At 73.6% G+C, this 20,994-nt stretch carries 21 protein-coding genes; 14 read left to right on the top strand and 7 right to left on the bottom strand.

What is annotated here, in order from left to right; all coding sequences use genetic code 11:
* Positions 1 to 4 precede the first annotated feature (4 nt).
* Entirely contained in the window at positions 5 to 814 is an 810-nt protein-coding gene (locus H8838_RS00215) for a siderophore-interacting protein (protein ID WP_185995532.1), read from the top strand.
* On the opposite strand, the gene ppgK is transcribed toward H8838_RS00215, so the two are convergent.
* Positions 811 to 1,557, bottom strand: a complete 747-nt coding sequence (gene ppgK / locus H8838_RS00220) for a polyphosphate--glucose phosphotransferase (protein WP_224766287.1) — start codon at positions 1,555 to 1,557, stop codon at positions 811 to 813. The two genes, H8838_RS00215 and ppgK, sit on opposite strands and share 4 nt — an antisense overlap.
* Positions 1,558 to 1,604: 47 nt before the next feature.
* On the opposite strand from ppgK, the gene H8838_RS00225 reads away from it, so the two are divergent.
* From H8838_RS00225 to H8838_RS20150, 6 genes are all read left to right on the top strand, one after another.
* On the top strand, positions 1,605 to 2,243 hold the full coding sequence (locus H8838_RS00225) for a PadR family transcriptional regulator (protein WP_181310068.1): 639 nt from the start codon (positions 1,605 to 1,607) through the stop codon (positions 2,241 to 2,243).
* Positions 2,244 to 2,261: 18 nt separating this feature from the next.
* Positions 2,262 to 3,083, top strand: coding sequence for a maleylpyruvate isomerase N-terminal domain-containing protein (locus H8838_RS00230; RefSeq protein WP_185995531.1), 822 nt, complete (start codon positions 2,262 to 2,264; stop codon positions 3,081 to 3,083).
* A 94-nt stretch (positions 3,084 to 3,177) separates the two neighbouring features.
* A complete protein-coding gene (locus tag H8838_RS00235; protein ID WP_185995530.1) occupies positions 3,178 to 4,233 on the top strand; it encodes an ATP-binding cassette domain-containing protein in 1,056 nt (351 codons plus the stop codon).
* Positions 4,230 to 4,994, top strand: a complete 765-nt coding sequence (locus H8838_RS00240; protein ID WP_185995529.1) for an ABC transporter permease — start codon at positions 4,230 to 4,232, stop codon at positions 4,992 to 4,994. Before H8838_RS00235 ends, H8838_RS00240 begins: the two co-directional genes overlap by 4 nt.
* A gap of 55 nt (positions 4,995 to 5,049) precedes the next feature.
* The gene (locus H8838_RS20145; RefSeq protein ID WP_263458198.1) at positions 5,050 to 5,817 is read left to right on the top strand and encodes an MFS transporter; all 768 of its coding nucleotides are present in this window, start codon (positions 5,050 to 5,052) and stop codon (positions 5,815 to 5,817) included.
* The gene (locus tag H8838_RS20150) at positions 5,724 to 6,425 is read left to right on the top strand and encodes an MFS transporter (protein WP_263458199.1); all 702 of its coding nucleotides are present in this window, start codon (positions 5,724 to 5,726) and stop codon (positions 6,423 to 6,425) included. Before H8838_RS20145 ends, H8838_RS20150 begins: the two co-directional genes overlap by 94 nt.
* Here the strand turns inward: H8838_RS20150 and H8838_RS00250 are convergent.
* Both H8838_RS00250 and H8838_RS00255 read right to left on the bottom strand, forming a co-directional pair.
* Complete coding sequence (locus H8838_RS00250; RefSeq protein WP_181310063.1) at positions 6,373 to 6,504, bottom strand: methionine/alanine import family NSS transporter small subunit; 132 nt, start codon at positions 6,502 to 6,504, stop codon at positions 6,373 to 6,375. The genes H8838_RS20150 and H8838_RS00250 overlap by 53 nt on opposite strands.
* The gene (locus tag H8838_RS00255; protein ID WP_185995528.1) at positions 6,501 to 8,045 is read right to left on the bottom strand and encodes a sodium-dependent transporter; all 1,545 of its coding nucleotides are present in this window, start codon (positions 8,043 to 8,045) and stop codon (positions 6,501 to 6,503) included. Before H8838_RS00255 ends, H8838_RS00250 begins: the two co-directional genes overlap by 4 nt.
* An 83-nt stretch (positions 8,046 to 8,128) precedes the next feature.
* On the opposite strand from H8838_RS00255, the gene H8838_RS00260 reads away from it, so the two are divergent.
* Complete coding sequence (locus H8838_RS00260) at positions 8,129 to 9,460, top strand: M15 family metallopeptidase (protein ID WP_185995527.1); 1,332 nt, start codon at positions 8,129 to 8,131, stop codon at positions 9,458 to 9,460.
* A gap of 40 nt (positions 9,461 to 9,500) precedes the next feature.
* On the opposite strand, the gene H8838_RS00265 is transcribed toward H8838_RS00260, so the two are convergent.
* Both H8838_RS00265 and H8838_RS00270 read right to left on the bottom strand, forming a co-directional pair.
* Positions 9,501 to 10,847, bottom strand: coding sequence for a hypothetical protein (locus H8838_RS00265; protein WP_185995526.1), 1,347 nt, complete (start codon positions 10,845 to 10,847; stop codon positions 9,501 to 9,503).
* A 109-nt stretch (positions 10,848 to 10,956) separates the two neighbouring features.
* Positions 10,957 to 12,270 carry an MFS transporter gene (locus H8838_RS00270; protein ID WP_224766288.1) on the bottom strand — a complete coding sequence of 438 codons (1,314 nt, stop codon included), beginning with the start codon at positions 12,268 to 12,270 and terminating at the stop codon, positions 10,957 to 10,959.
* Between the two features lie 116 nt (positions 12,271 to 12,386).
* Here H8838_RS00270 and H8838_RS00275 point away from each other — a divergent pair, with 116 nt between their 5' ends.
* A complete protein-coding gene (locus H8838_RS00275) occupies positions 12,387 to 13,361 on the top strand; it encodes an NADPH:quinone oxidoreductase family protein (protein ID WP_181310059.1) in 975 nt (324 codons plus the stop codon).
* Between the two features lie 105 nt (positions 13,362 to 13,466).
* On the opposite strand, the gene H8838_RS00280 is transcribed toward H8838_RS00275, so the two are convergent.
* The gene (locus H8838_RS00280) at positions 13,467 to 14,450 is read right to left on the bottom strand and encodes a CotH family protein (RefSeq protein WP_181310058.1); all 984 of its coding nucleotides are present in this window, start codon (positions 14,448 to 14,450) and stop codon (positions 13,467 to 13,469) included.
* A 192-nt stretch (positions 14,451 to 14,642) separates the two neighbouring features.
* Between H8838_RS00280 and H8838_RS00285 the strand changes: the two genes are divergently transcribed.
* A complete protein-coding gene (locus H8838_RS00285) occupies positions 14,643 to 15,386 on the top strand; it encodes a response regulator transcription factor (protein WP_185995525.1) in 744 nt (247 codons plus the stop codon).
* Between the two features lie 4 nt (positions 15,387 to 15,390).
* Positions 15,391 to 16,863 (top strand): sensor histidine kinase, encoded by a 1,473-nt coding sequence (locus H8838_RS00290; RefSeq protein WP_224766289.1) that lies wholly within the window; start codon positions 15,391 to 15,393, stop codon positions 16,861 to 16,863.
* Between the two features lie 27 nt (positions 16,864 to 16,890).
* Here the strand turns inward: H8838_RS00290 and H8838_RS00295 are convergent, their stop codons facing one another.
* Positions 16,891 to 17,334: a hypothetical protein gene (locus H8838_RS00295; RefSeq protein ID WP_185995523.1), complete on the bottom strand. Its 444-nt coding sequence runs from the start codon at positions 17,332 to 17,334 to the stop codon at positions 16,891 to 16,893.
* Positions 17,335 to 17,425: 91 nt separating this feature from the next.
* Between H8838_RS00295 and H8838_RS00300 the strand changes: the two genes are divergently transcribed.
* The 3 genes from H8838_RS00300 (at position 17,426) to H8838_RS00310 (ending at position 20,922) form a co-directional block, all read left to right on the top strand.
* A complete protein-coding gene (locus H8838_RS00300) occupies positions 17,426 to 19,381 on the top strand; it encodes a M13 family metallopeptidase (protein WP_317983782.1) in 1,956 nt (651 codons plus the stop codon).
* Positions 19,345 to 20,199: a 2-phosphosulfolactate phosphatase gene (locus tag H8838_RS00305; RefSeq protein WP_224766290.1), complete on the top strand. Its 855-nt coding sequence runs from the start codon at positions 19,345 to 19,347 to the stop codon at positions 20,197 to 20,199. Before H8838_RS00300 ends, H8838_RS00305 begins: the two co-directional genes overlap by 37 nt.
* Before the next feature lie 63 nt (positions 20,200 to 20,262).
* The gene (locus H8838_RS00310) at positions 20,263 to 20,922 is read left to right on the top strand and encodes a maleylpyruvate isomerase N-terminal domain-containing protein (protein ID WP_185995522.1); all 660 of its coding nucleotides are present in this window, start codon (positions 20,263 to 20,265) and stop codon (positions 20,920 to 20,922) included.
* The last annotated feature ends 72 nt before the right edge of the window (positions 20,923 to 20,994 follow it).

The following is a 20,994-nucleotide window of genomic DNA, read 5'->3' on the forward strand; positions in this document are numbered from 1 at the left end:
CACCGTGCCGCCTGGACCCACCTCTGCCGCCCCCGACCGACCCGGCAGAGCGCGACCGACCCGGGACCGGCCCGCCGCGACCCGGCTGCTGGTCACCGGGACCGAGGACCTCACCCCGACCGTGCGCCGGGTCTGGTTCCGCAGCGACGACCTGTCGGCGTTCCTCGGCAGCGACCACACCGACCGCTACGTCAAGCTCGTGCTGGGCGAGAGCGTGCGCACCTACACCGCGCTCTTCCCCGACGTCGAGGCCGGGACGCTGGCCATCGACTTCGTCCTGCACGGCGACCAGGGCGTCGCCGGTCCGTGGGCCGCGGCGGCGCAGCCGGGCGACGAGCTGGAGGCGCGTGGCCCGGGCGGCGGGTACCGCCCCGACCCGACGGCCGACTGGCACCTGCTGGTCGGCGACGAGTCGGCGCTGCCGGCGATCACCGCCGCGCTGGCCGACCTCGCCGAGCGGTCGCCGGACGCGGTCGTGCGGGTGCTGCTGGAGGTCGACGGCCCGGACGGCGAGCCGGCCCTGCGCGGGACGGCCGGGACGCAGGTGAGCTTCGTCCACCGTGGCGACGGCTCGTTGCTGGACGCCGTACGTCGGCTGGAGTGGCTGCCCGGCCGGGTCCAGGCGTTCGTGCACGGGGAGGCCGAGACGGTGATGCGCGGCCTGCGCCCGTGGCTGCTCGGCGAGCGCGGCCTGACCCGCGACCAGGTGTCGATCTCCGGCTACTGGCGACGCGGCGGCTCCGAGGAGGAGTTCCGGGTCTGGAAGCGAGACCTCGCCGCCACGGAGGCGCCCGCTGAGGTGCCCACTGGCTAGGAGGCGGCCCGGCTGGCCGCCAGCGCCGCGCCGATGATCCCGGCGCGGTTGCGCAGGGTCGCCGGCACGATCTCGGTCTCGATCTCGATCAGCGGCAGGAACTCCTCGCTCTGCTGGCTGACCCCGCCGCCCACCACGAACAGCTCGGGGGTGAAGAGCCGCTCCAGGGTCCGGTAGTAGACGGTCAGCCGCTCGGCCCACTCCGGCCAGGAGAGGTCGTCGCGCTCGCGGATGCTGTTGGCCGCGTGCTGCTCGGCGACCCGGCCGTCGATCTGCACGTGGCCCAGCTCGGAGTTGGGCACCAGCACGCCGTCGTGCACCAGGGCCGACCCGATGCCGGTGCCCAGGGTGGTGACGATGACCAGGCCGCGGCGGCCGCGGGCGGCCCCGTACTCCACCTCGGCCAGGCCGGCGGCGTCCGCGTCGTTGATCAGGTGCACCTCGCGACCGAGCGCCTCGGTGAAGAGCGCGTCGGCGTCGGTGCCGATCCACGCCGGGTCGATGTTGGGCGCGGAGTGCACCACCCCGCGCTTCATCACGCCAGGCACGGTGATCCCGACCGCCGCCGCGGAGCGCGGGAAGTCGGCCACGAGCTCGCGGAAGACCCCGGCCACCGCGGTCGGGGTGGCCGGGCGCGGGGTGTCGATCTTCACCTTCTTCTGGGCGAAGTCGCCCGCCGCCAGGTCCACGGGCGCGCCCTTGATGCCGGTGCCGCCGAAGTCGATGCCGAGGGGGTGGTCCATGCGAGCCATGACACCACAGCGCGCCACCCCGCACCTACGATGACGCCATGGCCGGGCACGAGACGCGGATGCTGCTCCTGGGAGCGGTCTCGATGTTCGCGCCAGTCAACGGCTACCAGATCCGCCGCGAGCTGCTCTCCTGGCACGTGGACGAGTGGGCCCACGTCAACCCCGGCTCGATCTACCACGGCCTCGCCACGCTGACCCGCCAGGAGCTGCTGGTCCGCACCGACCTGCTCGACGGGGCCCGCGAGGTCGCCGTCTACGAGATCACCGACGCGGGTCGCGCCGAGCTGCAACGGCTCCAGGTCGAGGCGCTGGAGCGGGTCGACCTGCACGACCGGGTGGCTTTCCAGGCGGCCTTCGGGATGCTCTCCAACCTCGGCACCGCCACGGCGGTCGGGGCCCTGCGTACCCGGGCGGCCGGGCTGGAGGGCCAGGTCGAGGCGCTCGCGGGCGACCAGCACTCCCCGTACGCCGGGCCGCCGCACGCGCGCCGCGGGCTGGTGCTGTGGCGCGAGCTGGCGATCGCCGAGCTGCTGTGGCTGCGCGGCGTGCTCGCAGACCTGGAGTCGGGTGCCCTGCGGATCGCGCCGGACCAGTGGGACTGGGCTCCGCCCGCGGACGATGAGGGCTGGCAGATGCAGGCCGACCGGGAGAAATATCGCGCGCTCCTGGGCCGCTGACCTGCCATCGTGGGCGCCATGAGCACTCACGAGGGCGCCCGGGAGGTCCTGGACTGGCGGGACCACCTCGAGGGGCTGCGGCAGGCGATGCTCGCGTTCGTCCGGTACGGCGACCGCGCCGGGATGCGTGCCCCGGTGCCCACCGCTCCCGACTGGACGGTGCGCCGACTGGTGGCCCACCAGGGGATGGTGCACCGGTGGGCCTCGGCCCAGCTGACCCGGCCGCCGGGGGGTGCTCCGGACGACGACGGCGACGAGGTGGCCCGCTGGGAGCAGGAGGGCATCGACGCCCCGGACCCGCTGGAGTGGCTGCGCGACGGCGCGATCGAGGTGGCCGCCGCGGTCGCCGCTGCAGGGGAGCGCGACGACGAGGCGGCGCGGGCCCGGATCTTCCTCGCCGACGCCGGCCGGCCCCGCGACTTCTGGGCCCGCCGGCAGTGCCACGAGACCACCATCCACGCGGTCGACGCGCTGGCGGCCTGCCTGGGTCGCGCGCCCACCGCGGCCGAGACGTGGATCGAGCCGGCAGTGGCGCTCGACGGGATCGACGAGATGCTCGCCGGCTACCTCCCGCGGCCCCGGACCGGGCTGCGGCCGGCCGAGCCGGTGACCGTGGGGGTGGAGTCGCTCGACCTTCCCGGCGCCTGGCTGGTCGAGCTGGGGCCCGGGCAGCCGGTCACCACCCGGGTGCCGGCGGGGTCCGCCGAGGTCGCCGGTGCCGACGTCCGGGTGCGCGGGTCGGCGGTGGCGGTCTACCTCACCCTGTGGAACCGCGGCACCGAGGCGCAGCCGGACCCGGCCGACTGGTCCTGGGCGCCGGCCGCCGTCACCTGGGGCTAGCCGACTCCTGCGGAAACCGGTTGACGGGCGGTGGGCCGAGGAGGACGATAGATCGTCTGTTCAAGTTTGAACAGACAGGGACGAGGGAGGACAGATGATCGAGGCCCGGGGACTCGTGCAGACTTTTCACACCGGACAGGGGAAGAAGAAGACCGAGGTGCGCGCAGTCGACGGCGTCGACCTGGACGTCGCCGAGGGCGAGGTGGTCGGGTTCCTCGGCCCCAACGGCGCCGGCAAGACCACCACGCTGCGGATGCTCACCACGCTGCTGCGACCCACGGCCGGCTCGGCCCGGGTGGCGGGGTACGACGTGGTCACCCAGTCCGAGCAGGTGCGCCGCAGTATCGGCTACGTCTCCCAGGTCGGCTCCACCTTCTCCGGCGCGCAGGCCGGCGACGAGGTGGTCGACCACGGGATGCTCTACGGGATGTCGCGCCGGGACGCGACCGCCCGGGGCCAGGAGCTCTTCGAGCAGCTCGACCTGCCCGGCCTGTGGAAGCGCCGGCCGCGGAACATGTCCGGCGGGCAGAAGCGCCGGCTCGACATCGCCATGGGGCTGGTCCACGACCCGACCCTGGTCTTCCTGGACGAGCCCACCACCGGGCTCGACCCGCAGGCCCGGGCCAACCTGTGGGAGCACATCGCCGGCCTGCGCGAGCGGCGCGGGGCGACGGTCTTCCTCACCACCCACTACCTGGACGAGGCGGACGCCCTCTCGGACCGGATCGTGATCATCGACCAGGGGCGGATCGTGGCCAGCGACACCGCCGACAACCTCAAGGCCCAGGTCGCGGGCGACCTGGTCGACCTCGAGCTGGCCGCCGACGAGCACGTGGCCGTCGCGCGCGACAAGCTCGCCTCGGTCGCCGCGTCGGTCCAGGTGGACGGTCGCCGGGTGAGCGGCCGGGTGGGCCGCGCGGGGCGTGCGGTCCCCGGGCTGCTGCGCGACCTGGACGGAGCCGGCGTCCTGCTGGACTCGATCGAGGTGCAGCGGCCGACGCTGGACGACGTCTTCCTCAGCCTCACCGGGCGTTCGCTGCGCGACGCCGAGGCCCGTCCGCAGGAGCCGGACGGCGTCGGGGAGCCGGAGCCGCTCGAGACCGCCCCGGTCGTGGGGGCCGCCACCAGCCTGCAGGGAGCAGACCGATGACCTCCTTCTTCCGCGACTCCACCATCGTCTTCCGCCGCCAGCTGCGGATGAACCTGCGCAACCCGGCCTGGGTGGTGATCGGGGTGATGCAGCCGATCCTCTACCTGGTGCTCTTCGGGCCGCTGCTCAAGCCGATCGTCGGGCAGTTCCCCGGCGCCCCGGACAACGCGTACACCTTCCTGGTGCCCGGCCTGCTCGTGCAGCTGGGGATGTTCGGGGCGTTCTTCGCCGGCTTCGGCCTGATCGCGGAGTGGCGGGAAGGGGTGATCGAGGCCGAGCGGGTCACCCCGGCCAACCGGTCGGCGCTGCTGGTCGGACGGCTGATGCGCGACCTGCTGCAGTTCCTGGTCCAGGCGCTGATCCTGGTCGGGCTGGGCTACGCCATGGGGATGCGCGCGCCGGTCGGCGGCGTGGTGCTCGGCATCGCGCTGACCCTGATGATCGGGGCCGCCTGCGCGGCGGCGTCCAACGCGCTGGCGCTGGCCACCAAGAGCGAGGACGTGATGGCCCCGCTGATCAACATGGTGATGATGCCGGTGCTGCTGCTCAGCGGGATCCTGCTGCCGATGACCCTCGGCGCCGCCTGGCTCCAGCGACTGAGCGACTTCATGCCGTTCAAGTGGGTCGTCACCGGGGTGCGGGACACCTTCGCCGGGGACCTCGCCTCCTCGGGCCTGGCCTGGGGTGTCGGCTGGTCGGTCGTGCTCTGCGCGCTGGCCATGTGGTGGGGCACCGCGACCTTCCGGCGCGAGAACGCCTGAGGGGCTCGTGCCCGAGGCCGCCGCCGTCCGCTAGGCGACCCCCGGCGGACGCGGCGTGCTCGCGGCCGCGGTCCTGGGCTCGGGGCTGACCCTGCTCGACGGCACCGTGGTCAACGTGGCGCTGCCGGCCATCGGCCGCGACCTGGGGGCCAGCCTGGCCCAGCTGCAGTGGGTGACCAACGGCTACCTGCTCACCCTGGCCGGGCTGGTCCTGCTCGGCGGCTCGCTGGGGGACCGGTTCGGCCGGCGACGCGTCTTCGTGGTCGGCACCGTCTGGTTCGCCGCCGCCTCGCTGCTCTGCGGGGCCGCCCCCTCGATCGAGGTGCTGATCGCCGCCCGGCTGCTCCAGGGGGTGGGCGGCGCGCTGCTGACCCCCGGCAGTCTGGCGATGATCCAGGGGGCGTTCGTCGCCGAGGACCGGGCCCGGGCGATCGGCGCCTGGTCCGGGCTCGGCGGGGTCGCCACCGCGGTCGGTCCGCTGCTGGGCGGGGTGCTGGTCGACCAGCTCTCCTGGCGGTGGATCTTCCTGGTCAACCTGCCGCTCGCTGTGCTCACCGTGCTCGCGGCGCAGCGCTGGGTGCCCGAGACCCGGGACCCGGACGCCTCGGGGCGGTTCGACGTGGCCGGCGCCGTGCTCGCCTCGGTGGCGCTGGGCGGCCTGACCTACGCGCTCATCGAGTGGGCGGCGCGGACGCGGTGTGGGCCTCCGGGATCGGGGTGCTCACCGGCGTGGCGTTCCTCGCGCTCGAGCACCGCGCCCGGCAGCCGATGGTGCCGCTGCGGCTCTTCGCCGACCGCGACTTCAGCGCCGCCAACGCGATGACGCTGCTGGTGTACGCCGCCCTGGGGGCGGTCCTGTTCTTCCTGGTGATCCAGCTGCAGACGGTCGGCGGCTACTCCGCGCTGGCCGCCGGGGCCGCGACCCTCCCGGTCACGGTCTGCATGCTGCTGCTGGCCGCGCGGGGCGGCGCGCTGGCTGCCCGGATCGGCCCGCGGATCCCGATGACCGTCGGGCCGCTGGTCATGGCCGTCGGCACCCTGATGCTCGGTAGTGCGGGCGAGGGCAGGTGGTGGCGCGACGTGCTGCCCGGCCTCACCGTCTTCGGCCTCGGGCTGGCGCTGATGGTGGCCCCGCTGACCGCCACCGTGCTCGCTGCGGCTTCCGACGACAAGGCCGGCGTGGCCAGCGGGATCAACAACGCGGTGGCCCGCGCCGGCTCCCTGCTCGCGGTCGCCGCGCTGCCCCTCGCGGTCGGGCTGCACGGCGACCAGTACGCCGACCCGGTCGCGTTCGACACCGCGTACGTCGAGGCGCTCTGGATCTGCGCGGGCCTGCTGGTCGCCGGCGGCGCGGTCTCCTGGCTGGCCGTCCGGCCGGTCAGAGGTCCCGGTGCAGCTCGTCGGTCCGGGGGACGTCCGGGCTCCGGGTGAGGCGGATGATCGCCACCAGCAGCCCTCCCCACAGGATCAGCATGGCCACCACCATCATCACGATCGCGTCGCCGTTCACTCCTGGACCTCCTCGTCGGCCGTCACGTCCATCGGCGTGTCCTTGCGCCAGGGCAGCAGGGTGGCCACGAACCCGAACACCAGCACCAGGCCCGCGGCCCCCCAGCCGAAGACTCCGAGCATCCAGCCGGGGAACCCGCCGTACGGCGTCTCGATGTCGGTGACCAGGCCGTCGATCAGCACGTAGGCCAGAGCGATCGGGGTGACCACCGAGATCAGCACCCGCCAGGTGGTGCCGAGCTTGAACGAGCCGTTGCGGTTGAGGTGGTTCTGCAGCAGCGGCAGCGCCCGGAGCGCCCAGGCCACCACCAGCATGGAGACCACCGCGACCAGCAGGATCCCGAACTGGTTGATGAAGTGGTCGAGGATGTCGAGCACGTGCAGGCCGCTGGTGCTGGAGAACAGGGCGATGCTGAGCGCGGCGCACGGGATGCTCACGACCGCGGCGGCGGTCACCCGGCCCATCTCGAACTTGTCGCGGACCGCGGAGATCACCACCTCGATCACCGAGACCAGCGAGGTGAGCCCGGCCAGCACCAGGGAGCCGAAGAAGCAGACGCCGATGAACGCCCCCCACGGCGCCTCGCTGATGATCGCCGGGAAGCCGATGAACGCGAGTCCGATCCCGCCGCCCGCGACCTCGCCGACCTCGACCCCCTGGGCCTGGGCCATGAAGCCGAGCGCGGCGAAGACGCCGATGCCGGCGAGCAGCTCGAAGCTGGAGTTGGCGAAGCCGACCACCAGGCCGGAACCGGTCATGTCGGTGTCGCGGTGCACGTAGGAGGCGTAGGTGATCATGATGCCGAAGCCGATGGAGAGCGAGAAGAAGATCTGGCCGAAGGCCGCGCCCCACACCGACGGCTCCGTGAGCGCGCCCCAGTCCGGGGTGAAGAAGGCGTTGAGGCCCTCGGTGGCACCGGGCAGGAAGAGCGCCCGGGCGACGAGCGCGATGAAGGCGAGCACGAGCACCGGGATGAAGACCACCGAGGTGGCGCCGATCCCCTTCTGCACGCCGGCGACCATGATCGCGATCACCGCCAGCCAGACCAGCAGCATCGGCACCAGCACGCCGGGCACGATCTCCAGGGTCACGCCGGGCTCGCTGACCTGGAGGAAGTCGCCCAGGAAGAAGCCCTCGGGGTCGCTGCCCCAGGCCTCGTCGACCGAGAAGACCGTGTAGCGCAGCGCCCAGGCGATCACCGCGGCGTAGTAGACGGCGATCATGAAGCAGATGCCGACCTGCCACCAGCCGAGGCCCTCCGCACCCCGGCGCAGGCGCGCGAAGGAGAGCGGGGCGGAGCCGCGGTAGCGGTGCCCGATCGCGTAGTCGAGGAAGAGGAACGGGATGCCCGCGGTGAGCAGCGCGATCAGGTAGGGGATGACGAACGCGCCGCCGCCGTTCTCGTAGGCGACGTAGGGGAAGCGCCAGATGTTGCCGAGTCCGACGGCCGATCCGATGGCGGCGAGGATGAAGACCTTGCGCGAGGAGAAGGCTCCCCGCTTGGCCTCCGCGCCGACGACCTGCTGTGGCTCCGCTGCCATCTGCCCTCCCGAGGTGATGTGGGTTACAGCTGATGCTAACGCGAGAGGAGCGAGTCCGCTCGGACGGCGGTACCGTGCCAAGGGTGCGCCGCAGCCCGGTCTCCGACGTCGACGCCCCCTCTCCCCGACGGGGCGCCGGAGGCCGCGAGCCCGGGGCGTGGGCGGAGCTTCCTGCGTGGCTGGTCCCGGTGCTGGTCGCGCTCGTGCTGGTGGCCGCCGGCTGCTCCGTCGCCTCCCCGGTCGGGGGCGAGGACCCGGCACCGTCCCCGACGACGTCGGCCGACGAGCCGTCCACCCTGCCCACCGCGAGCCTGGCGCCGTCCCCGCAGCCGACCGCCACCCCGACCGCCACGGCAACCGGGCACGGCCGGGCACCGGGGCCGCTGACCGCCCCGCTGCTCCCCGCCGACCTGCTGGTGCAGCGCACCCGGCCACTCACCCGCGAGCAGCTGCGCGCGGTCCGGGCGCTGCCCGGAGTCGAGCACGTCGAGCCGATGCGACTGGCCCAGGTGAGCGTGGAGAACAGGGTGCTGACCGTGGCCGCGGTCGACCCCGCCTCCTACCGCCGGCTGACCCCGCGCACCACGGCGTACGACGCCCGCGTGTGGCGGGCGGTCTTCGACGGCGGCCTCGCGGTGGACCGGAGCCTGCGCGACCTGGTCGCGGACCGGTCGACGCTGCAGCTGGGCAACGACGCCGACGCCACCGAGCTGCCCGTGGTCGCGGTCGTCGACCAGGTGCCGCAGGTCGACGTGGTGGTCGACCACGTGTGGGCCGACGAGCTGGGGCTGCCCCAGCGCAACGCCCTGGTCGTCTCCACCGGGTCGGTCGCCCCCCGGGTGGTGCGGCCCCGGATCGCCGGGGTCCTGGGTGGGTCCACGTCCGGCTCGGGGACGACCGACGTGGGCATCTCGGTGCTGGGCCCCGATCCCGACCTCAGCGGGGTGCAGACCGCGCTGCTGACCGGCGGCTCGGTGGCCGCGGCGGTCGGCTCGTTCACCTACCGGGTCCTGAAGGGGGGAGCGATCGAGCCCGACCCCGACTGGGTGCTGCAGCACGTGCGCACCGAGGAGGTGCCGATCCTGGGCGAGGTCACCTGCCACGAGGTGGTGCTGCCCCAGCTGAGGGCGGCGCTGACCGAGATCGAGCGCAGCGGGTTGGCCGCCGAGATCCGCCCCGAGCAGTACGGCGGCTGCTACCAGCCGCGGTTCATCGCCGACACCGGGAGCCTGTCGCTGCACGCCTTCGGGATCGCGATCGACCTCAACGTCCCGGACAACCAGCGGGGCACGGTCGGGAAGATCGACCGGCGGGTGGTGGCGATCTTCCAGAAGTGGGGCTTCGCCTGGGGCGGCCTGTGGTCCTGGACCGATCCGATGCACTTCGAGCTGGACCGGCTGGTCGAGGTGCGCTGAGCCGGGCTCAGCGCACCTCTTCCACCAGGCCCGACCGTGCTCAGGACTCCCAGGCCGTGACCCACGCGCGCTGGCTGCCTAGGTCGTCCATGCTCTTCCAGCCGACGACCAGACGACCGCGGTCGACGTCGTGGTCGACGTCGCTCACCTGGCGGTTCTGGCTGGTGTCACGCCAGACCCGCTTGCCTCCCCACGTGTAGGCGCCCACCGACTGCGCCCCGACCAGCACCTGCCGGCGTTCGGCGTCGACCGCCAGCCGGGCGGTGCCAATCCCGGGGACGCGGTCGTGCCGGACCACCTTCTTCAACCGGCCGTCGCTCGACATCAACCGCAGGCTGGTTCCGAGGCGGGCGGTGGCCGTGGCGGCGAAGAGACGGTGGCTCCCCGGATCGACCTCGAGGTCCAGGACGCCCTGGCTGTGCCTGGAGCTCCAGCGGCGGTCGGACGCCAGCCTGCCGGCGGCGTTCCAGGTGGTCAGGGTGCCCAGGTTCTTCTTCGCCTGGTTCTTCGTGCCCTGGTTGGGACGGAACACCGCCGCACCGACGTGCACCCGGTGGCTCCGAGGGTCGACGGTGATTGCCGAGACACGTGACTCGTAGGCGCCGCGACGGTCGCGTACTCGCTTCCACTCGCGTCCCCCGGCCGCGTCGTAGGCGAGCAGGACCAGGCGCTCACCGCCCTTCGTGTGGTGCATCCCCGCGACGTACCAGCGCTGGCGGTCGGGGTCGACCGCCAGCACGGGCAGCGTGCCCGGGCCACGGTGCGTGTACGACTCGGACAGGGTGGTCGTGCCGGATCGGTCCAGGCAGGTGAGGTGCCAGGTGGCGGTCCGCCCCTCCGTCCAGTACCTCGAGGAGAGGCACGAGGTGCCGGTCCGCGGGTCGACGACCAGCTCGAGCGGGTAGCCCTTGCCCACCACCTCCCGCGTCCAGGAGAGGGTCCCGTCGGAGGCCACCGAGTGCACCACCACCGCCTCACTGGACGCATCCCGGCCCGCCACGACGGTGCGTCCGGCGGCCGGGTCCTGGGCCAGTGCCGCTTCACCGGGGCCCCCCGGAAGCCCCACCTCCCAGAGGGTGGCGCCGGTCGCCCCGGAGACCCGGCGCAGGCGGTTCTCACCGGGCAGGACGCTGTGGTGACCGAGGGTGAGCACGTCACCGGTGGCCGGGTCGATCACCGAGCCCCGTAGCCAGGTCGAGCCCCCGGCGACCTCCCCGCCTGGCCAGGCGGACTCCCAGGCGGGGTCGTTCCCGGCGGCGGGTGCGGCGAGCGCCGGGCCGGCCAGCACGGCGGTCGAGAGGGCTGCCGCGAACGCGGTCGTGGCAGTCAGGGCACGTGCGACCCCGAGTCGGGTGGGCGGGCCAGGGCGGGGGCGTGACGGGTTCATGGGTTTCCTCTCGCGGCTTTGCTGGCTTGTCACCGGTGTGACGCGCAGGGTCCCGCTTTTGTTGTCGACGTGCCCGATCTCTTCGTCGACGAACCCGATCCGCACGCACTCAGTCGAGCGGGTGCGCCACCTCGTCGGCGGGCAGCCGCGCCCACAGCACCGTGACCACCGCGATCAGCACCGGGCTCAGTGCCGCGGCGTAGAAGGTGGCGCGAGTGCCGATCGCCTCGGCCAGGGGCCCGGCCAGTGCCATCGAGACGGGCATCAGCGAGATGCTGACGAAGAAGTCGAGCGAGGAGACCCGGCCGAGCAGGTGCGGCGGCACCCGGCGCTGGAGCAGCGTCCCCCAGATCACCATCGGGGCGGAGAAGAAGATCCCCATCACGAAGCCGGCCGCCACCATCTGCCAGACCGCGTCGGCGTGCGCGACCACCAGGAACGGCAGCCCGGCCATCCCCCACAGCGCGGTCATCACGGTCAGGTAGCGCCGGGGCATCCGTCGCGAGGCCATCACCAGCGAGCCGGCCGCGCCGCCGATCCCGAAGGAGGCGAGCACCAGCGAGTGGTCGCCCGCGTCCCCGCCCAGCTCGGACTTGATCACGAACGGCAGCAGCACCTCCAGCGGCCCCATCACCGAGAGGATCAGCAGCGAGGCGAAGAGCAGCGAGGCGAGCAGCCACGGGGTGCGCACCATGTAGCGCAGCCCCTCGCCCATGTCGGCGAGCGCGCTGCGTACGGGGTGACCGGCGTGCTCGGCGTCCAGGGCGTGCCGCACCGGGACCCTGGGCACCCGGGACAATGCGAGCAGCGAGCCGACCATCGCCAGCGCGGCCACGGTGAAGGCGGCCGACGGGGCGATCCACCCGATCACCGCGCCGGCCACGGCCGGACCGAGCGCCTGGCCGATGGTGGGGCGCACCATGCCCTCGAAGCCGTTGACCGCCATCAGGTCCTGCTCGGGGACCAGCGAGGGGAGCATCGCCGAGTACGCCGGGTAGTAGAACGCCATCGCCATCCCGACCACGAAGGTGACGACGCTGAGCAGGACGACGCCGGTGGCGTCCGCCCAGGCGAGCCCGGCGACCAGCGCCATGCCGAGCGCCTCGACGCCGGCCACCGTGAGCAGGATCCGCTTCTGCGGCAGCCGGTCGGCGACCACCCCGGCCAGCAGCGCCGGAACCATCACCCCGACCGCGCTGGCCCCGGTGACCAGGGACAGCTGGGTCGCGCCGCCGCCCAGCCGGAAGACCTCCCAGACCAGGCCGATCACCCAGACGCCCTGGGCGAAGGCACCGAAGGCGACCGACGCGGCGAGCCACCGGTAGGCGGGGGTGCGGAAGGGCGTCAGCGCCCGGGGCAGGCTCCGACCGGTCGCCTGGTCGCCGACGGTGTCGAGGACCTGGTCGATGAAGGGGTCGGACACGGTGCGGAGGTTCTCCTGCGGGATGCTGCGGGGCGGCCGATCTGGGCGCTGTGCACATTGTGCCGTGGCGCGTCGCCCGTCCCCACGCCGCGCTCCCCGCGCCTAGGGTGACGTCCATGCGCGCACTCCAGGTCATCACGCCCACCGGTCCCGCCGACGTCGAGGTGCGGGAGGTGGCCGAGCCCACCGCCGGCCCCGGACAGGTCCTCGTCGAGGTGCACAGCGTGGGCGTCTCCTTCCCCGACCTGCTGCTCTCCAAGGGGGAGTACCAGCTCAAGCCGGAGCCGCCGTTCACCCTGGGCGTCGACCTGGCGGGCACCGTCGCCGCGCTCGGTGAGGGCGTCGAGGGGCTGGCCGTGGGCCAGCGGGTCGCCGGCGTGCTGCCGCACGGCGGGGCCGCCGAGCTGGCCGTGGTGCCGGCCGACTTCGTCTTCCCGCTGCCCGAGGAGACGTCGTACGACGAGGGCGCGGCGCTGCCGATGAACTACCTGACGGCCCAGTTCGCCCTCGACGAGCGCGCGGGCCTCCAGGCCGGCGAGACCGTGCTGGTGCACGGCGCCGCCGGAGGGGTGGGCACCGCCACCGTGCAGGTCGCCAAGGGCATGGGCGCCCGGGTGATCGCCGTGGTCTCCACCGACGAGAAGTCCAAGGTCGCGCTGGCGGCCGGTGCGGACGACGCGGTGCTGCTCGACGGGTTCCGCGCGGCAGTGACCGAGCTGACCGGGGGTCGCGGAGTCGACGTGGTGCTCGACGTGGTCGGCGGTGACGCCTTCACCGACTCCCTGCGGCTGCTGGCGCCCCAGGGCCGCCTCCTGGTCGTCGGCTTCGCCGCGGGCCAGGGCATCCCCGAGGTCAAGGTCAACCGGCTGCTGCTCAACAACGTCGACGTGCGCGGCGTCGGCTGGGGCGCGTTCGCGATGACCCGGCCCGGCTACATGCAGCAGCAGTGGAAGGCGCTCGAGCCGATGCTCGCCAGCGGCGTCGTCAAGCCGCCGGTCGGTGCGACGTACCCGCTGGAGGAGTTCGGTCGCGCCCTGGCCGACCTGGAGGAGCGCAAGGCGCTCGGCAAGGTCGTCGTCCGGCTGCGCTGAGCCCGCCGCCCGCGACTGCCGGGAGAACGGGCGAGGGCCCGGTCGAGGACCCGCGTGCTGCGGGATCCTCGCCGGACCCTCTGCCCCGTCCCCTTCTGGTGGGGATCAGCTCAGGGAGGCGGCGGCGCCGGAGTCGTCCGCGCCTCCCTGCCGGTCGTGCCGGTCGCCCGGGTGGTCCCTGTCGGCGTCACCGTCGAACTCGTCACCGTGCTCGTCACCGTGCCCGTCGCCGTGCTCGTAGCCGGGCCCGCCGGGTCCGTGCGGACCGGAGGGCATGTCGCCGGATCCGCCGGGGCCGCGACCGGTCTCCGAGCCCGGTCCGCCCAGGCCGTCGCCGAAGTCGCCGTCGCTCAGGTGCTCGCGCAGCGAGTCGGCGTCGTCCTGGAGGGTGTCGGGGTCGACCAGGTCGCCCGCCTGGTTGCCCAGGAGGTCGACCCACTTGTCCAGGAGCTCCTCGGCGTCCTCGCCGTCCGGGCGCTCCTCGCCGGGCAACGGCACCAGCAGCCGCAGTTCCTCCTCGGAGTCGTTGACGGAGAAGGAGGAGGCGACTGGCACCTCGTCACCGGCACCGCGCTGGGCCATCAGGTCCAGGCGGACCGCCTGGCCGAGCACGTCGCCGGTGTCGTCGCCGACGACCGCCAGCTCGGTGATCCCGTCGAGCGACTGGTCGTCGACGAACTCGTCGAGGCTGATCAGCCACGGGGCCTCGGTGGAGTCGCGGTCCGTGTCGGAGTCGCGGTCCCCGTCGTGGTCCTCGGGGCCGCCGCGATCGTCGGCACGTCCGTGGTCACCGGGCCGACCGTCGCCCGGCCCACCGGCCAGCCGCACGCCCGCGTCGGCGTACTCCTCGCCGTCGATGGTCACGTCGGCGCGGGTCCAGTCGTCGGACGACAGGGTCTCCTCCTCGACCGTGACGTCGACCTCGTGCAGCACGGACTGGTCGAGGACCGGGGTCGCCTCATCGCTCCCGGCCTCGGCACCGGTGCTCGCCTGCGCCGAGCATCCGGCCAGCGCCAGCACGGCGAGGGTGGAGAGGGCGGTCGCCCGCCTGACCGACTTCTTGACTGTGGGGTTGAGCGGCTTGCGCACCGGGGGTGCCTCCTCTGGCATGTCTGGGGGAAGGTCGTGCCGCTGGCACGCCACCCACCGTGGCCGCCCCGCGTGTCACTCGGTTGAGAGGGACCTGTGAGCCGGCTGTGAGGGCGCAGGGCGCCGTACTTCACAGGAAAAGCACAGGCAGTGGACAGGCCCGACCTCGTGATCCGGTGCGACGCTGGAGAGGTGGCTGACAGCACTGCCCCGCTCACCCGCGCCGACGGCTCGCCCCCGCGGGTGCTGGTCGTCGACGACGAGAAGAACCTGACCGAGCTGCTGGCGATGGCGATGCGCTACGAGGGCTGGGAGGTCAGCGTCGCGCACACCGGGCGTACGGCGGTCGAGCAGGCGAGAGCGGTCGTCCCCGACGCGATCGTGCTCGACCTGATGCTGCCCGACTTCGACGGGCTGGAGGTGATGCGCCGGGTCCGGCAGCGCCAGCCGCACGTGCCGGTGCTCTTCCTCACCGCGCGGGACGCGGTGGAGGACCGGGTGACCGGACTGACCGCCGGCGGCGACGACTACGTGACCAAGCCGTTCAGCTTGGAGGAGGTGGTGGCCCGGGTCCGGGCCCTGCTGCGTCGCGCGGGCGCGTCGGCGCGCGCCAGCACCTCGACCCTGGTGGTGGGCGACCTCGAGCTCGACGAGGACAGCCACGAGGTACGCCGAGGCGGCGACGAGATCTCCCTGACCGCCACCGAGTTCGAGCTGCTGCGCTACCTGATGCGCAACCCGCGGCGGGTGCTCTCCAAGGCGCAGATCCTCGACCGGGTGTGGAGCTACGACTTCGGCGGGCAGTCCAACGTGGTCGAGCTCTACATCTCCTACCTGCGCAAGAAGATCGACGCCGGCCGGGAGCCGATGATCCACACCATGCGCGGCGCCGGCTACGTGCTCAAGCCGGCCACCCGGTCCGATGCCGCGGACTAGCCGGGTGCGCCTGCGCCGCCTCGGGCCGGCCTCGCTGACCGCGCGGCTCGCTGCGACCGTGGTGGTGCTGGTCGCGCTGGTCAGCGTGGTGATCTCGGCGCTCACCACGGCCGCCATCTCCGACCACCTCACCGACGAGCTGGACCAGAAGCTCACCCAGGCCCACGGCCGTGGCCTGGGTGCCCTGGGCGAGGGCCGGCCGCCCCGGCGGGGGCCCGGCGACGGCGGCCCCGCGGACGGCGACGAGGGTCCGGGCGGCGGCCCCGAGGTGCGTGGGCAGGACGCCGGCACGCTCAGCGCCCTGACCGCGCTGAGCGCCGGCGGGGCGAGCTCGGGCTGGGTGATCGAGGAGAGCGGCGCCCTGCGAGGGCTGAGCGACGACGACCTGACCGCCCTCGAGGGGCTCTCGCCGGACGACGACCCGCGGACGGTCTCGCTGCCCGACAGCGGGGACTACCGGGTGCTGGTCAGCGACGTGTCCGGCGTCGCGGTGACCACCGGGCTGCCGACCGACAGCGTCGCGGGCACGGTACGGAGCCTGGTCGGCTGGGAGGTGCTGTTCAGCCTGCTGGGGGTGGCGGTGGCGGGCGGCGTCGCCGTGGCCGTCGTACGCCGTCAGCTGCGGCCGCTGAGCGAGGTCGCGGCGACCGCGCGCCGGGTCAGCGAGACCGACCTGGCGACCGGGGAGATCGGGGTGACCGCGCGGGTGCCGGCCCGGCTGGTCGACTCCGGCACCGAGGTCGGCGAGGTCGCCACCGCGTTCAACACCATGCTCGGGCACGTCGAGCAGGCGCTGACCCAGCGCCAGCGCAGCGAGCAGCAGGTGCGCCAGTTCGTCGCCGACGCCTCGCACGAGCTGCGTACCCCGCTGGCCACCATCACCGGGTACGCCGAGCTCAGCCTGCGCGACCGCGACCCGGACGCGCTGGCCCAGGCGATGACCAAGGTGCGCGCTGAGGCGGCCCGGATGACCTCGCTGGTCGAGGACCTGCTGCTGCTGGCCCGACTGGACGCCGGTCGCCCGCTGGCCCGCACGGAGGTGGACGTGACCCGGCTGGTGCTGGAGTGCGTCGAGGACGCCCGGGTCACCGGCACCGACCACCGGTGGCTGCTCGAGCTGCCCGAGGAGGCGGTGAGCGTGACCGGCGACGAGCTGCGGCTGCACCAGGTGGTGACCAACCTGCTCACCAACGCGACCCGGCACACCCCGCCGGGGACGACGGTCGTCTCGGCGGTCGAGCGCCGGCCGGGCGCGGTGCTGGTCACGGTGACCGACGACGGGCCGGGGATCGACCCGGCCCTGCTGCCCGACGTCTTCCGCCGCTTCACCCGCGGCGACGCGGCGCGCTCCCGGGAGGCGAGCGGGGCGGGCCTGGGGCTGGCGCTGAGCCGGGCGATCGCCCGGGCCCACGACGGGGACCTGACGGTCACCTCCGAGCCGGGGCGCACCCGGTTCGTGCTGACCCTGCCGGTCTAGACCGGAAGGGTCAGGTCCAGGCGGCCGTCAGAGGTCGGCGAGCGGGTCGCCCGACGGCTTGCTGGGCGGGGAGGCCAGGTCGTGGCACAGCCACGGGATCTCCTCGCCGTCCTCGTTGCTGGTCCGCACGCAGTAGCCCTGCAGGGTCTCGCCCTCGGCGCCGGTGCGCTCCTGGAGGCGCACCTCGACGCTGATGTCCTTGCTGGGGCGGAAGACGACCTCGCCCACCTTCATCTCGTCGTCGGGCCCGACGTTGCCGGCCACCGGGTTGCCGCCGTTGGCCAGGTTGACGTGCTGGATCCAGGCCATCTGCTGGCGGTCGGTGAAGAGGTTCCGGTCGTGGTCGATGCTGGCGTCCAGCGTCCAGGCCAGCGGCAGCAGCAGGGCGAGGACCCCGAGGATGGCGGCCAGCAGGAGCAGCGGGCGCCGGTCCCGGCCGGTCGCCGGGGGTGCGTAGGCACGACGGGTCATGTCCCTATGGTGCCGCAGCGAGGGGCGTCACACCCGTGAGGGTCCCCGCGGCGCGGCCCCGATGTCGCTCCCGGTGGTTAGGCTGACCCGGGTGAGCATCCTCGACGACGCCCGCGAGGGCATGAACCTCGACATCCGTCCCCAGGACGACCTCTTCGGCCACGTCAACGGCACCTGGCTGGAGACGGTGGAGATCCCGAGCGACCGCAGCAGCTGGGGTCCCTTCGTGATGCTGGCCGATGCCGCCGAGCAGCAGGTGCACGCCATCATCGAGGAGCTCACCGCCGATCCGGAGCGGGGCGCCGAGCCGCAGGACGCCCGCAAGATCGCGGCGCTCTACGCCTCCTTCATGGACACCGAGACGATCGCGGCCCGCGGCATCGAGCCGGTGCGGCCGCTGCTGGAGGCGGTCGACGCGCTCGGCGAGGGCGAGCTTGCCCGGTTCCTCGGCGAGTTCGAGCGCGCGGGCGGCGGCGGGGCGTTCGGCTCGTACGTCGACACCGACGCGAAGGACTCCGACCGCTACCTGGTCAACCTCACCCAGGGCGGTCTGGGGCTGCCGGACGAGAGCTACTACCGCGAGGAGAAGTTCGCCGAGATCCGGGAGAAGTACCTCGCCTACCTGACCCGGCTCTTCGAGCTGGCCGGTCGCGCCGACGCCGCGGAGGCAGCGCAGTCCGTGCTGACGCTGGAGACCCGGCTGGCCGAGGGGCACTGGGAGCGGGCCGAGACCCGCGACGTGCAGAAGACCTACAACCTGCTCACCCGCGACGAGCTCGAGGCGCTGGCGCCCGCGTTCGACTGGAGCGCCTACGTCCGCGCGCTGACCGGCGGCGACCAGGACGGCGAGCGGATCATCGCCGAGACCTGCGTGCGGCAGCCGTCCTACCTGGAGCACCTGTCCACGGTGCTCAAGGAGACCTCGGTCGACCAGTGGCGCCCGTGGCTGGCCGCCAAGGTGCTGCGCTCCTCCGCGGCGTACCTGACCGACGACTTCGTCGAGACCAACTTCGACTTCTACGGCCGCACCCTCAACGGCACCCCCGAGCTGCGTGAGCGGTGGAAGCGCGGGGTCGCCTTCGTGGAGGGCGGCATCGGCGAGGCGGTCGGCCGGGAGTACGTCGCCCGGCACTTCGGCCCGCGCGCCAAGGAGATGATGGACGAGCTGGTCGCCAACCTGCTCGAGGCCTACCGGCGCTCGATCGCCGCGCTGGACTGGATGACCGAGGAGACCAAGCAGCGGGCCTACGACAAGCTGGCCACCTTCCGGCCCAAGATCGGCTACCCGGACAAGTTCCGCGACTACTCCCCGCTCGAGGTCGACCCCGGTGACCTGATGGGCAACGTGCGGGCGGTGTCGGTCTACGAGACCGACCGCGAGCTGGCCAAGATCGGCAGCCCGGTCGACCGCGACGAGTGGTTCATGCTGCCGCAGACGGTCAACGCCTACTACAACCCCGGCACCAACGAGATCTGCTTCCCGGCGGGCATCCTGCAGAAGCCGTTCTTCGACCCGGACGCCGACCCGGCGGAGAACTACGGCGGCATCGGCGCCGTGATCGGCCACGAGATCGGCCACGGGTTCGACGACCAGGGCGCCCAGTACGACGGCGCGGGCAACCTCAACGACTGGTGGACCGCGGACGACAAGGCCGCCTTCGAGGTGAAGTCCAAGGCGCTGATCGAGCAGTACGACGGCTTCTCGCCGCGCGCCCTGCCGGACGAGAAGGTCAACGGCGCGCTCACCGTCGGGGAGAACATCGGCGACCTGGGTGGTCTGACGATCGGCTACCAGGCGTTCATGATCGCCACCGACGGCCAGGCGCCGCCGGAGCAGCAGCGCAAGGTCTTCCTCAACTGGGCCTACTGCTGGCGGACCAAGCGGCGCAAGGAGCAGGAGCAGCAGTACCTGACCATCGACCCGCACTCCCCGCCGGAGTTCCGGGCCAACATCGTGCGCAACCTCGACGAGTTCCACGGCCTCTTCGGCACCGAGCCGGGCGACGGTCTGTGGCTCGACCCCGCCGACCGGGTGCGGATCTGGTAGCCGCGCCGGTCAAGGCCGGCCACGACCAGGCCGGCCACCGGGTCCGCCTGGAGTGGGGGCCCGCCGGTGGCGCGGCGGTCGCGGCCGGCGCGGACGTGGCCGTGGTGGTCGACGTGCTCTCGTTCACCACGACGGTGAGCATCGCCGTCGAGCGCGGGATCCGGGTCTGGCCCTTCGGCTGGCACGACGAGCGGGCCGCGACGTACGCCGCGGAGCTCGACGCCGTCCTGGCCGTCGGGCGGCTCGAGGCCCGGGAGCGCCCCCGGCAGCACGCCCCCGACCAGCCACCCCGGGACCGCCCGGTCACTCTCTCCCCGGCGGCGATGCGCTCGGTCAGCGGCGTCCAACGGCTGGTGCTGCCCTCGCCCAACGGCTCGACCGTGAGCGCCGCCCTGGCCGAGCGCGGGGCGGTGGTGGTCGCAGCCTGCCTGCGCAACCGGGCTGCCGTGGCCAGCTGGCTGGCCCCCCGGGTCGAGGCGGGGGCGACGGTCGCCGTCGTGCCCGCGGGCGAGCGCTGGCCGGACGGCTCGCTGCGGCCGTGCGCCGAGGACCTCTGGGGCAGCGGTGCCGTGCTCGCCGGGCTGCTCGACCTCGACGGGGCCGTGGCCGGGGTGCTGAGCCCGGAGGCGGACGTGGCAGTCGCGGCCTGGCGCGCGGTCGAGCACGACGTCGAGGCCCGGCTGCACGCCTGCGCGAGCGGGGTCGAGCTGGTGGCCGCGGGCTTCGGGGCCGACGTGGCGGTCGCCGCGGAGACCGACGTGAGCGACGTGGTGCCGGTGCTGAGCGACGCCGCGTTCGGGGCGGCGCGCCGGCACTGACGGCGGCAGCAGGGCGTGGTCGAGGCGCTGACGGCGTCGCCCTCGCCCGCTAGCCTCGCGGGCATGTCGCTCACCGTGGGCCTCGAGACCGGACGCACCGCCTGCCTGGACTCGGTCACCGGGCTCGTGCAGGCCGTGGAGAGCTTCTCCGAGCACGACCTGCTCGGGCCGTCCCGGTGCCACGGGTGGACCAGGCTGGACGCCGTGGTGCACGTGGTCGCCGGCTGGCAGGAGATGCTCGCCGGCCTGGTCTGCCTCGTCGAGGAGCAGCCCACGGTCGACGCGGCCTCCTACTGGCCCGAGTTCGCTGCCGCGTTCGGCGGCGGGGACCCGGTGCCGGCGCTGATGGCGCAGCGGCGCCGGACCGCGGCGTACCTCCGGCCCGCGGACGCGGTCGAGCAGCTGCACGAGCTCGCGGAGTCGCTGCGTCGCGGGGTGGCCGCGTTGCCCGACCGTGCGTGCGCCTGGCAGGGCCACGTCTTCGCTGCGGGCGACTTCCTGGCGATCTGGGCGGTGGAGCACGCGGTGCACCACCTCGACCTGTGCTCCTCCGTGCCGGCCCCCGCCAGCGCGCTCGCCCTGACCCGGGCCACCGTCGAGGCGCTGGCCGGTCCGCTGCCCGCGGACTGGTCCGACGAGAAGGCGGTCCTGGTGGGTGCCGGCCGGGTGCCGGTCCCGGACGGGCTGGGGGAGACCGCCGCCCGGCTGCCCGCTCTGGGCTGACCCGGCTGGGGACCACCCCCGTCGTGCACAGCCGGCGACCCGGGCCACCGGACGTGTCGGCCGGGGTTGGTA

The sequence above is a fragment of the Nocardioides campestrisoli genome, from assembly GCF_013624435.2.
GTDB lineage: Bacteria > Actinomycetota > Actinomycetes > Propionibacteriales > Nocardioidaceae > Nocardioides > Nocardioides campestrisoli.